Here is a 12,266-nt window from a genome sequence, read left to right as displayed (position 1 = left end):
AGTGCCAGAGCAGCCTAGCCACCGTCTACCAGAGGAATTTGGCGGAAACGAGTGGCTCGTTGACGAACTGTACGAGCGTTACCAGCAGGACAAGAACACGGTTGATGCCAAGTGGTGGCCGCTGTTCGAATCCTTCGACGCCGGTGACAGCTCGTCTTCCAACGGGACCTCGGGGGCACCGGCGCCCGCCGACCCCGCAACTCGCGAACTTCCAGTTGTAGCCCCCGCTGCGGCAGCACCGGCAGCGTCGCCGGCAGCCCCTGCCAAGCCGGCTGCTCCTGCCCAGCCCGCCGCTGCCCAGCCGCAGGCGGCCCCGGCAAAGAAAGCTCCTGCCACTATTGCCCGCGACGGCGCAAAGAAGCCCGAGTCCGCAGGCACCTCGCCGATCCCGGCACAGCTGCCCAAGAACATCAAGGCCCCCACGGCACCCGAAGAGGACGTCGTCTCCGTCCTCCGCGGGCCGGCGAAGGCCATCGCCTCCAACATGGTCACCAGCCTGGAGGTTCCCACCGCCACGAGCGTCCGGGCCATCCCTGCCAAGCTGCTGATCGACAACCGCGTGGTCATCAACTCCAACCTGGCCCGTGCCCGCGGCGGCAAGGTCTCCTTCACGCACCTGATCGGCTATGCCGTCATCCGTGCGCTGTCCCAGTTCCCCTCCATGAACGTCTACTACGACGAAGTGGACGGCAAGCCCGTAGCGGTCCAGCCGGCACACGTGAACTTCGGCATCGCCATCGACATGCCCAAGCCGGACGGCACCCGCCTGCTGATGGTGCCGAACATCAAGAAGGCGGAGACCCTCAACTTCTCCGAGTTCTGGCACACCTACGAGGACCTGATCAAGCGCGCCCGCAACGGCAAGCTGACCGCGGATGACCACTCGGGCACCACCGTGTCCCTGACCAACCCGGGCGGGATCGGCACCGTGCACTCGGTGCCGCGCCTCTCCAAGGGTCAGGCGGCCATCATCGGCGTCGGCGCACTCGATTACCCGGCCGAGTTCCAGGGCGCCAGCGAGAAGATCATTGCGCACAACGCCATCAGCAAGGTCCTCACGCTGACCTCCACCTACGACCACCGCGTCATCCAGGGTGCCGGCAGCGGCGAATTCCTGAAGCTCGTGCACCAGCTCCTGCTGGGCGCGCAGAACTTCTATGACGAGATCTTCGAGTCCCTGCGCATCCCGTACGAACCCGTGCGCTGGAGCCCGGACCTGCAGGTTGACCCCGCCGACCAGATCAACAAGGTCGCCCGGATCCAGCAGCTCATCCACTCCTACCGTGTCCGCGGCCACCTCATGGCGGACACCGATCCCCTGGAGTACGTCCAGCGCAAGCACCCTGACCTGGACGTCCTCACCTACGGACTGACCCTGTGGGACCTGGACCGCGAGTGGCCCACCGGCGGCTTCGGCGGCAAGCCCATGCTCGCGTTCCGCGACATCCTGGGCGTGCTCCGCGATGCCTACTGCCGCACCACCGGCATCGAATACATGCACATCCAGGACCCGGCCGAACGCAAGTGGTTCCAGGACCAGCTGGAGCACCCGTACTCCAAGCCGAGCCGCGAAGAGCAGCTGCGCATCGTATCCAAGCTCAATGCCGCGGAAGCCTTCGAAACCTTCCTGCAGACCAAGTTCGTGGGCCAGAAGCGGTTCTCGCTGGAAGGCGGCGAATCGCTGATCCCGCTGCTGGACGCCATCATCTCCGATGCGGCCGACGACAACCTCGACGAAGTCGCAATCGGCATGGCCCACCGCGGCCGCCTGAACGTGCTCACCAACATCGCCGGCAAGACCTACGCACAGGTCTTCCGCGAATTCGAAGGCACCCAGGACCCGCGCTCCGTGCAGGGTTCCGGCGACGTCAAGTACCACCTCGGCACCGAGGGTACCTTCACGTCGGATAACGGCAAGGAGACCAAGGTCTACCTCGCGGCCAACCCCTCGCACCTCGAGGCCGTGGACTCGGTCCTCGAAGGCATCGTCCGCGCCAAGCAGGACCGCCTGGACCAGGGCGAGGCCTTCCCCGTGCTGCCCATCATGGTGCACGGTGACGCCGCCTTCGCAGGCCAGGGTGTGGTGGCGGAAACGCTCAACCTCTCCCAGCTGCGCGGCTACCGCACCGGCGGTACCATCCACGTGGTGGTCAACAACCAGGTCGGCTTCACCACCGCGCCGTCCTCGTCACGTTCCTCCACCTACTCCACGGACGTCGCCAAGATGATCCAGGCGCCGGTGTTCCACGTGAACGGCGACGACCCTGAGGCTGTGGTCCGCATCGGCCAGCTCGCCTACGAATTCCGCCAGCGTTTCCACAAGGATGTCGTCATCGACATGGTCTGCTACCGGCGCCGCGGGCACAACGAGGGCGATGACCCCTCGATGACCCAGCCGCTGATGTACAACCTGATCGAAGCCAAGCGTTCGGTGCGCAAGCTGTACACCGAATCGCTGATCGGCCGAGGCGACATCACTGAGGAAGAAGCCGAGCAGCTGCTCCGCGACTACCAGGAACGGCTGGAACGCGTCTTCGCAGAAACCCACGCGGCCCAGACCTCCCCGATCCCGATCATCACTGCGGATTCCGCTGCCGTGTCGGACATCGAACGGCCCATCGCCCAGCAGGCCGACTTCGGCATCAACGCACCGGCCTCCACCGCGATTTCCGCCGAAACCCTGGCGCGCATCGGCAAGGCACACGTTGAAATCCCCGAGGGCTTCACCGTCCACGCCAAGCTCAAGCAGCTGCTGGAAAAGCGGGAACAGATGTCACGCGAAGGCGGCATCGACTGGGGCTTTGGCGAGATCGCAGCCTTCGGCTCGCTCATCATGGAAGGCGTCCCCGTCCGGCTTGCCGGCCAGGACTCCCGCCGCGGCACCTTCGTGCAGCGCCACGCTGTGTTCCACGACCGCGCCAACGGCAACGAGTGGCTGCCCCTCGGCAACCTTTCCGATGACCAGGCCAAGCTCTGGATCTACGATTCCCTGCTGTCCGAATACGCCGCCATGGGCTTTGAGTACGGCTACTCGGTGGAGCGCCCTGACGCACTGGTCCTGTGGGAAGCGCAGTTCGGTGACTTCGTCAACGGTGCCCAGACCATCATCGATGAGTTCATCTCCTCGGCCGAGCAGAAGTGGGGCCAGCGGTCCTCGCTGGTGCTCATGCTGCCCCACGGCTACGAAGGCCAGGGTCCGGACCACTCGTCGGCACGGATCGAGCGCTTCCTGCAGATGTGCGCCGAAGAGAACATGATCGTGGCCAACCCCACGACGTCGGCCTCCCACTTCCACCTCCTGCGCCGCCAGGCGTACAGCCGGCCGCGGAAGCCGCTCATCATCTTCACGCCCAAGCAGCTGCTCCGCCTGAAGGCCGCAGCCTCGTCCGTGGAGGACTTCACGACGGGCGCTTTCCGGCCCGTCATCGGCGAGCACGAGCACCTGCAGGCAGACGCTGTCGAGCGTGTGCTGCTGGTCTCCGGCCGGCTGTACTACGATCTCCTGTCCACCCGGCAGAAGACCGGCGACAAGACCACCGCGATCGTCCGCGTCGAGCAGCTCTACCCGCTGCCCGCCGCTGAAATCGCTGCCGAGCTCGCCAAGTACCCGAACGCCGAAGTGGTGTGGGCACAGGACGAACCGGCCAACCAGGGTCCGTGGCCGTTCATGGGCCTGAACCTGCCCGAGGCACTGGACCGCAGGGTCAGGCTGGTTTCCCGTCCGGCCTCGGCCTCCACGGCCGCCGGTTCCATGAAGCGGCACGCCGCGGAGCAGGATGCCCTCCTTAAGCAGGCGTTCGCACGGAAGTAGCTTGAACGCTGCCCGGTCGGAGCTCGAAATTCACGACTCCGGCCGGGCAGCGCTGCTTAATGGAAGGGGCTGCCGTCAACAGACCGTCCGCCGCCGGAGTTGGCCGGGAGCCCGTTTCCATGGAACGCTGAATTTAGTTGCATATTGAGGTAAAGAGGTAGTCGTGGAAGACAGGAAGCTGCGGATTGCGGCTGTTGGAGATGAACTGTTGGCCGGCTTGGGCGATCCCCGGGCGCTGGGCTGGCTGGGCCGCGTGCTGGCCCGCACTCCGCAGGACGGCATCACCGTCGAGTGCTATGCCCTCCCCTGTCCGCAGGAAGGCACCGAAGGCCTGGCCGCACGGTGGCTTGACGAGGCGGGGCGTCGCTTCGGCAACAACCACGAAAACCGGCTCGTGATCGGGCTCAGCGGGCGCGACGTCGAGTTCGGGCTGTCCACGGCCCGCAGCCGGCTGAACCTCGCCAACATCCTGGACTCCGCATCGCAGAACAAAATCGAGGTCTTTGTGGTGGGCCCGCCGCCGTCGCTCGATCCGGCGCAAAACCGGCGGTTGGGTGAACTGAACACGGCGTTCGCGGACGTCACCACACGGCGCAAGCACCTCTACGTTGACACGTTTTCGCCGTTGCTCAACCACGAGCAGTGGCGCCAGGACCTCGCCGCCAACAGCGGCACACCGGGACAGGCCGGCTACGGACTGATGGCCTGGCTGGTGCTGCACCGCGGCTGGTTCCAGTGGCTCGGCATCGCCGCTCCGGAGTAAGAACCACATCCCTGCCGCGGCGCCGCGGGCAATTCGCTGCACCGCACCCGGTAAGGCTCGACACCTGAGTCGCGCCCGTGACCCAATGGCCCCATAGCGCCGTCGACAGAAGGTTGTGGGTCATGACCGCTCCCGGAAATTCCAAGGCCTCCTTTGCCCCCGCAGCCCTGGCCGTGGCACTGATGCTTGCCCTGGCAGGGTGCAGTCCGGGCCAGTCTCCGGTTCCGTCCAGCCCGGGGTCGGACTCAGCCCCAACGTCGCCGTCCAACGCCACCGGAGGTCCACCGACACCGTCATCGGGCGACAGTGCGCTGCACCCCTTTGACCAGGCCGCGCTTGAGCAGACCTTCAGCGAAGCTGCCCGCGAACTGCGCGTCCCCGGGGCAGTGATGTTGCTGCGGACCCCTGGCGGTAACCTCACGCGCACCTACGGCGTGCGAAGCATTGGCGGATCCGATCCGGTGACGCCGGAAGACCACGTCCGGATCGGCTCCATCACCAAGACATGGACCGCCACGGTCATCCTGCAGTTGGTCCAGGAAGGCAGGATCAAGCTCGATGACCCGGTGGCGGACTACCGCCCGGATGTACCGAACGGTGCCAGCATCACCATCGAGCAGCTACTGACGATGCGCAGCGGGCTCTACAACTACACGGAGGCCCAGGAAATAAACCAGGTCCTCGACTCGGATCCCGGGAAGACGTGGAACACCGACGAACTGCTCGCCGTTGCCTTCCGCAACCCGCCGTACTTTCCTCCCGGCGAGGGCTTCCACTATTCCAATACGAATACGGTGCTCCTAGGCCTGATCGCGGAAGCCCTGGACCGTAAACCGCTGGCAGCGTCCTTCCGCGACAGGCTGTTCACGCCGCTTGGCCTGACCGGATCCGTGTTTCCCGAGCGGGCGTCCAACGAGATTCCCGCCCCGCATCCGCAGGGGTACATGTTCGGGAATAACGTGCTGACCCTCGACGATCCGGCCCTCCCCGAGGACATGCAAAAGGCTGCCGCGGACGGGACGCTCCAGCCCACAGACCAGACAGCCATGAACCCGTCATGGGGCTGGGCCGCCGGGGCGGGAATCTCGACGGCGGAGGACCTGGCCACCTGGGCCGAGGCGCTAGGCGGCGGGAAGGTGCTCGGGCCCGACTTGCAGAAGTTGCGTTTGGACAGCCTCCAGCCGGTTAAGGCCGACGACCCGGGCGGCGCCCTTTACGGGCTGGGCATCGCAAAATTCGGCAACCTCTTCGGGCACACCGGTGAACTGCCGGGGTTCAACAGCTTCGCCGGCTATGACCCCGGGAACAAGGTCACCCTGATTGTCTGGACCAACCTGGCCCCAACGCCGGACGGCCGGGACCCGGCGACGGCCATCGCCCGCACCCTCATCGGGAAGCTCTACAGCTAACGGCTGTGGACTCTTGCTTTTGGCCAAGACGCGATATATCGTCAATTCATATTCACGATATATCGCAACTTGGAGGAACTGTGGACGACAACTCCTGGACCGTCACCGGTCCGCAGACCATCGACGTCGACGGCGTCAGGTCACTCAAACTCGGAATCATCCGGGGCCGGTTCGATGTGGTCACCCACGCCGAGGATGTCACGCGGATCGAAGTCTCCGAAATACACGGCGACCCGCTGACCGTGACGCTGGCCAACGGAAGGCTTGAGGTGCGCCACCAGCTTCAAGGCGCCCAGGGCTGGTTCAAGAACCTGATGGGAACAGTCCACAACAACAGCACCAACTCCATCGTGATCAGCATTGCGCTCCCGGCCGGAGTCGAAGTCGAAGCCGGTACCGTCAGCGGCGACGGCCTCGTCTCCGGGATCAGCGGGCACACCAGGCTGAATACCGTCTCAGGATCAGTCATGGCGGACGGCACGGCTGGCGAGCTCCACGTCAACACGGTCAGCGGCGAAGTCATCGCCCGGAACCACGACGGCGTCCTCACCGCCAAGAGCGTCTCCGGCGAAGTCACTGCCTCCGGCCGGTTCAGCAACATCCGCGCCAACACCGTGAGCGGCGACATGAGCTTTGACCTGCACGGCTTCACCCACGACTTCGGGGCGAATTCAGTGTCAGGCGACCTCACGGTCCGGGTGCCCCAGGACGTCGGCGTGGACATCGTGGCAAAGTCCGCCAGCGGCGCCGTGGTCATTGACGACCACAAATACGTCCAGCCCGGCGGCAAGGTCCAAACCATCGCCGGCCCGGATACGCAGCTTATGTTGGTCCGGACCAACTCCATCTCCGGCAAGACGTCCATCATCCACAGCGGGTCGCCCGCAGAAGCCGACTCGGGGGCCTAGATGCCTCCGGTCTTCGCCCATGGCGCACTGCGTCTCTATCTCCTCTCCCTGCTGGAGTCCGGCCCCAAACACGGCTACGAACTCATCAAGGCCCTCAGCGAGCGGTTCGGGGGAACCTACTCCCCCAGCGCCGGCACCATCTACCCGCGGCTCGGCAAGCTGGAGGAAGAGGGGCTAGTGGCCACGGAGTCCGCGGGGCGCCGCACCAACTACCGCATCACGCCCGCCGGGCTGGTGGAGCTCAACCGGCGAAGGGACGAACTCGCCGGAGTCGAAAATGATATTTCGGACTCCGTGCGCAGGCTGGCCGACAACCTGCGCGAGGACACCCGCGCCAATATGCGCGGACTCCGGGCCGATCTTGCCGCTACCGCGGAAGCTGCGAGGTCATCAGCACGTTCCGCCGCATTTCCCGACCGCGCCACCCGGCATGGCCCCGAAAGCGACCGAACGCTCAAAGAAGCGGAAATGCTGCTCCAGGCATTCAGGGACAGCCTCCGGGTTGAGCTTCGGGTTAGGGCCGGCTCCGCCCCCATCAGCGGCGTCACCCTGGAAACGATCCGAACGGTACTGGATCAGGCCCGGATATCCATCCGTAACTCGCTGAAGGCCGACAGTCACTGAGCCTGACTCGGTTCGCGGGCCGTCGCGTGATGTGGGAGACTTGAGGGCAGCTCTTTTGAGTACCAAGATTAAGGAGGCCAGCTATGAGCAAGCGAGCACGTAAACGTCGTGACCGTAAGCGTGGCGGCGCGAACCACGGGAAGCGCCCCAACGCCTAAACTACGGTTTGGAACATGAGCTTTAAAGCGAAGGGCCCCGGAAACCACATGGTTTCCGGGGCCCTTCGCTTTAACAATCCGGGGCGGGCTGCCGGAACTGACCTGGCGGCCACCCGGCAGTCGGACCGCCGACGGGGAGCTAAGCCTCCACGGGACGAATCGAGTGGATCCGGTCCAGGATCGCGTTTTTCAGGTTCTCCGGAGCGGCTTCCGTACAGGACCGCTTGACCACCTTGCGGATGACGCACTCGAGATCGTACTCCTCAAGGCACTCCGGGCAACCGTCCAGGTGATCCTTGATCTCGGCGATGTCGCTATGTGTCAGCGCACCGTCCAGGTATTCGTAAATACGTTGCATCCGGGCGTCGTCGCAATCGCCCAGTCCCTGGCAGTCGCTCATTTCCTGTTCTCCTGTTTTGTGCTTTCGGCCGCTGCGCCTGAATCGGTTGCGGCTTTGAAACCCCGCTCTGCGGCATAGTCCGCGAGCATGTCCCGCAGCATTTTCCGGCCGCGGTGGAGCCGGGACATCACGGTGCCGATGGGGGTGTTCATGATGTCCGAGATTTCCTTGTAGGCGAACCCCTCCACGTCAGCGAAGTACACCGCGAGCCGGAATTCTTCCGGGATCGCCTGCAGGGCCCGCTTCACATCGGAATCGGGAAGGTGGTCCAGCGCTTCGGCTTCCGCGGAGCGCAGACCCGTTGAGGTGTGCGACTCCGCCCGTGCCAGCTGCCAGTCCTCAATCGTGTCCGAGTTCGACTGCAGCGGCTCGCGCTGCCTTTTGCGGTACAGGTTGATGTACGTGTTCGTGAGGATCCGGTAGAGCCACGCCTTGAGGTTCGTGCCGGGCTTGTACTGGTGGAAGGCGGAGAAGGCTTTGGTGTACGCCTCCTGGACCAGGTCTTCTGCGTCAGCAGGGTTCCGCGCCATCCTCATGGCAGCGGAATAGAGCTGGTCGACGTACTGCATGGCGTCGCGTTCAAACCGCTGCCTGCGCTGCTCCGTGGTCTCGGACACCACGTCGACTTCCGCCTCCGCAGCGTCCGTCTCCTCAGCGTCTGTCTCCGCAGCTTGCGGCGCGCCGCCAGGGCGGACCGCAGCGTCCTTCGGGGGCTCACTGATGGTCTTGGCGTCGTTTCCGGCAGCCTCATATATGGCCGCAACGGCCGGGTCAATGGTGCTCATTGCCTTCAAGTCTACTGTGACGCGTCCGGCAGCTCCCGGCGGGAGTCCGCCGGCTTCGCCGTCGCCTCCGGGGAACTCCAACGGAGCGAGGACTTCCACGCTGTCCCTAACCAATGTCAAGCTCCATCTCCGCTCCGTGTCCTTACTGTGGGGGCCCTTGTTGTTAACGCCCCGCGCTGACGCTGGAGCGAGCAACCGCCCGGTGTCCGCAAACGTCCCAAGGCCGCGCCCATGCGCGGCCCCTGACTCCTTGGGACCTGCTTTTCACAACCACGTCCGGCGGGCAAATATTCCGCAAAAGTGCAAGACTAGAACCGGTTCCCCCGCAGAAGTTCCGCGGCTCGTCCACCCAGGAGGAAATTCATGTCCTTAGTCCGTTTTCTCGCCCGGCCCATGCTGGCTTCCAGTTTCGTCCTCGCCGGCCTGGACAAGCTCAAGAACGCGGATGACACTGCGACGCAGTTGTCCCCCCTGCTGCGGCGTGCGGCGGACACCCTCCCGTTCGCCACGAACGAAAAGGTGCTGGCCCGGGTCATCGGTGGCACCCAGGTGGGCGCCGGCGTGCTGTTCGCCCTGGGCAAGTCAGCCCGGCTCGCCGCCTCCGTGCTCGCGGTTATTTCAGTTCTGAATGCCTACGTCGAGTGGCGCAGCGCGGATATCACGTCCAAGGCAGCACGGGACGCACGCCGCACGCAGCTTCTCAAGAACGTCACGCTCACTGGCGGCGTGCTGCTGGCCTCCGTGGACACCGCCGGCACGCCGAGCCTGGCCTGGCGGGCCGAACACCTGGCCGCTGATGCCCGCAAAGGTGCCAGCCACCTGACGTCGGACGTTCGCAAGACCACCGGCAAGCAACTTAAGAAGGCCGACAAGGCCGTCCGCAAGGCCGTGGACCACGCAGTGAAAGCATAGGCACGAATGACAGGCACTGCCCCCACCACCCCGGCTCCCTCAGCACCCGCGGATGGAACCCACTGGCCCGCACCGTTCGCTGACACACCGGTAAACGCGACGGTTACCGTCCCGGGCTCCAAGTCGCTGACCAACAGGTACCTGGTCCTTGCTGCCCTGGCCGACGGCCCGTCACGCCTCCGTGCACCCCTGCATTCGCGCGACTCCGCGCTGATGATCCAGGCCCTGCGCCAGCTGGGAGCCGGTATCCGTGAGGTCCCGGGGGACGGCTCGTTCGGGCCCGACCTGGAGATCACGCCGCTCAGCCCGGACGCGGCGGCGGCCGGTACCGCGATCGACTGTGGCCTGGCCGGAACCGTGATGCGGTTTGTCCCCCCGGTGGCTGCGCTCCGCAACGGCGCCACCGTTTTCGACGGCGATCCGCACGCCCGCAAGCGGCCCATGGGCACCATCATCGAGGCACTGGCTGCACTCGGCGTTGAGGTCACTGCCGCCGACGGGACGAGGCCGACGTCGCTTCCCTTCGTAGTGGAAGGCACGGGCGAAGTGCGCGGCGGCCACCTGGTGATTGACGCGAGCGCATCATCGCAGTTCGTGTCGGCACTGCTCCTCGTGGGTGCGCGTTTCACCGAGGGCCTGCACCTGGAGCACGTCGGCAAGCCCGTGCCGAGCCTGGACCACATCAACATGACCGTGGCCGTTCTGCGCGAAGTCGGCGTGTCCGTCGACGATTCCGTCCCGAACCACTGGATCGTGGCACCCGGCTCCATCCGGGCGTTCGACCGCCGGATTGAGCAGGACCTGTCCAACGCCGGTCCCTTCCTCGCCGCGGCGCTGGCAACCGGCGGCACGGTCCGCATTCCCAACTGGCCGGCCCCCACCACACAGGTGGGCGATCTTTGGCGCAGCATCCTGGCAGAGATGGGTGCCGCTGTCACGCTGGAGAACGGGACACTCACCGTCACAGGCGGCCCCGAAATCAAGGGCGCGGACTTCGCCGACACCAGTGAACTGGCGCCCACAGTGGCCGCCTTGTGCGCGCTGGCCACCGGCCCCTCACGGCTCAGCGGCATAGCGCACCTCCGGGGCCATGAGACGGACAGGCTTGCCGCCCTCGTCACCGAAATCAACCGCCTGGGCGGTGATGCCGAGGAAACAGCCGATGGCCTGGTGATCCGGCCCGCGAAGCTCCACGGCGGCGTCGTCCACAGCTATGCTGACCACCGCATGGCCACGGCGGGGGCAATCCTGGGCCTCGCCGTCCACGGAGTCGAAGTCGAAGACATCGGCACCACATCCAAGACCATGCCGGACTTCCCGCAATTGTGGGAAGCCATGCTGACGCAGCTTGGCCGGCAGACGGAACAGGCCAGTGGGGCGTAGCACCGGTTCCTGGGACGAGTCCGATATCCGGATCCGCCCCAATAAGAAAGGCACCCGTCCCCGGACCAAGGACCGGCCCAGCCATGACGACGCCGTCACCGGTCGCATCATCACCGTGGACCGCGGCCGCTACACGGCTGTGGTGGGCGAGGATACCGGCAACGAACGCATTGTCATCGCGGCGCGGGCGCGCGAATTGCGGCGTTCGCCGGTGGTGGCCGGTGACTTCGTGTCCCTCGTCGGCGATGTCTCCGGCGAGCCGGACACCCTTGCCCGGCTCGTGAAGATCCAGGACCGCCACACTCTCCTGCGGCGCAGCGCCGATGACACCGACCCGATCGAACGGGCGGTGGTTGCGAATGCCGACCAGCTCGTGGTGGTCGTGGCCGCGGCCAATCCCGAACCGCGCACCGGTTTTATTGACCGCGCCCTGGTGGCGGCCTACGACGCCGGGATCGAGCCGCTGCTCCTCGTCACCAAGGCGGACGTCAAGGATCCCACCGAACTCCTGTCCAACTACCGGCACCTGGACTTCCCCGTGATCATCAGCAGGACCGCCGATGCGGCCGCCTCGGGAATCGATGCGCGCTCCGATGACGGGCTGTCCGCCCGGCTCGACAGCGACGCCGTGTCGCAGCTGCGCACCCACCTCGACGGAAAGGTGACGGTCATGCTTGGCCATTCCGGCGTGGGGAAGTCCACCATGGTCAACGCCCTGACCGGCGCAGAGCGCGCTACCGGAGGCGTCAACGCCGTCACCGGGCGGGGACGGCACACGTCGTCGTCGGCACTGGCCCTGCGGATCAGTGACGCGCCCGCCGGGAGCTGGATTATCGACACCCCGGGCATCCGGTCATTCGGCCTCGCCCACGTGGACCCGGACCGGATCCTCCGGTCCTTTCCCGATCTCGAACCCGGCACGGACGCCTGCGAACGCGGCTGCAAGCATGATTCCTCCGCCGTTAACTGCGGAGTGGACGCCTGGGTGTCCGAAGGGCACGCAGGGCCGTCCGGCGCAGCACGGCTGGCGTCACTGCGCCGTCTGCTCGGCACCGATCCCCGGATGGAAGCGCAGGAAGCCAAGGAACTCGGCATTGTTTCGTAGCGCCGTTT

The 12,266-nt window shown here is 65.7% G+C and carries 11 protein-coding genes; 9 read left to right on the top strand and 2 right to left on the bottom strand.

The window, feature by feature from the left end:
• The first annotated feature begins 1 nt into the window (after position 1).
• The 6 genes from AC1DRE_RS04225 to AC1DRE_RS04200 all read left to right on the top strand — a co-directional run bounded on the left by AC1DRE_RS04225 (position 2) and on the right by AC1DRE_RS04200 (position 7,673).
• Positions 2-3,811 (top strand): multifunctional oxoglutarate decarboxylase/oxoglutarate dehydrogenase thiamine pyrophosphate-binding subunit/dihydrolipoyllysine-residue succinyltransferase subunit, encoded by a 3,810-nt coding sequence (locus AC1DRE_RS04225; RefSeq protein WP_476983470.1) that lies wholly within the window; start codon positions 2-4, stop codon positions 3,809-3,811.
• Between the two features lie 163 nt (positions 3,812-3,974).
• On the top strand, positions 3,975-4,574 hold the full coding sequence (locus tag AC1DRE_RS04220) for a GDSL-type esterase/lipase family protein (RefSeq protein WP_104172308.1): 600 nt from the start codon (positions 3,975-3,977) through the stop codon (positions 4,572-4,574).
• Positions 4,575-4,696: 122 nt separating this feature from the next.
• On the top strand, positions 4,697-5,983 hold the full coding sequence (locus AC1DRE_RS04215) for a serine hydrolase domain-containing protein (protein WP_476983469.1): 1,287 nt from the start codon (positions 4,697-4,699) through the stop codon (positions 5,981-5,983).
• A gap of 80 nt (positions 5,984-6,063) precedes the next feature.
• Positions 6,064-6,891, top strand: a complete 828-nt coding sequence (locus AC1DRE_RS04210) for a DUF4097 family beta strand repeat-containing protein (RefSeq protein WP_476983468.1) — start codon at positions 6,064-6,066, stop codon at positions 6,889-6,891.
• Positions 6,892-7,515 (top strand): PadR family transcriptional regulator, encoded by a 624-nt coding sequence (locus AC1DRE_RS04205; RefSeq protein ID WP_476983467.1) that lies wholly within the window; start codon positions 6,892-6,894, stop codon positions 7,513-7,515.
• Positions 7,516-7,598: 83 nt separating this feature from the next.
• Positions 7,599-7,673, top strand: a complete 75-nt coding sequence (locus AC1DRE_RS04200; RefSeq protein WP_104061284.1) for a 50S ribosomal protein bL37 — start codon at positions 7,599-7,601, stop codon at positions 7,671-7,673.
• 139 nt (positions 7,674-7,812) lie between these two features.
• On the opposite strand, the gene rsrA is transcribed toward AC1DRE_RS04200, so the two are convergent.
• Positions 7,813-8,073, bottom strand: coding sequence for a mycothiol system anti-sigma-R factor (gene rsrA, locus AC1DRE_RS04195; protein WP_028270137.1), 261 nt, complete (start codon positions 8,071-8,073; stop codon positions 7,813-7,815).
• Complete coding sequence (locus AC1DRE_RS04190; protein WP_476983466.1) at positions 8,070-8,858, bottom strand: sigma-70 family RNA polymerase sigma factor; 789 nt, start codon at positions 8,856-8,858, stop codon at positions 8,070-8,072. The genes rsrA and AC1DRE_RS04190 overlap by 4 nt, the downstream gene beginning before the upstream one ends.
• A gap of 363 nt (positions 8,859-9,221) precedes the next feature.
• Here AC1DRE_RS04190 and AC1DRE_RS04185 point away from each other — a divergent pair, with 363 nt between their 5' ends.
• Genes AC1DRE_RS04185 through rsgA form a run of 3 tightly spaced genes read left to right on the top strand, consistent with a single transcriptional unit; the run spans position 9,222 to position 12,258 of the window.
• Complete coding sequence (locus AC1DRE_RS04185) at positions 9,222-9,770, top strand: DoxX family protein (RefSeq protein ID WP_476983465.1); 549 nt, start codon at positions 9,222-9,224, stop codon at positions 9,768-9,770.
• 6 nt (positions 9,771-9,776) lie between these two features.
• Entirely contained in the window at positions 9,777-11,153 is a 1,377-nt protein-coding gene (gene aroA, locus AC1DRE_RS04180; protein WP_476983464.1) for a 3-phosphoshikimate 1-carboxyvinyltransferase, read from the top strand.
• Complete coding sequence (gene rsgA, locus AC1DRE_RS04175) at positions 11,143-12,258, top strand: ribosome small subunit-dependent GTPase A (protein WP_476983463.1); 1,116 nt, start codon at positions 11,143-11,145, stop codon at positions 12,256-12,258. The genes aroA and rsgA overlap by 11 nt, the downstream gene beginning before the upstream one ends.
• Positions 12,259-12,266: the final 8 nt, after the last annotated feature.

The organism is Arthrobacter sp. P4_H3 (genome assembly GCF_056400885.1).
Note: the sequence above shows the minus strand (reverse complement) of the source record. Positions and strands in the feature narration are given on the sequence as shown.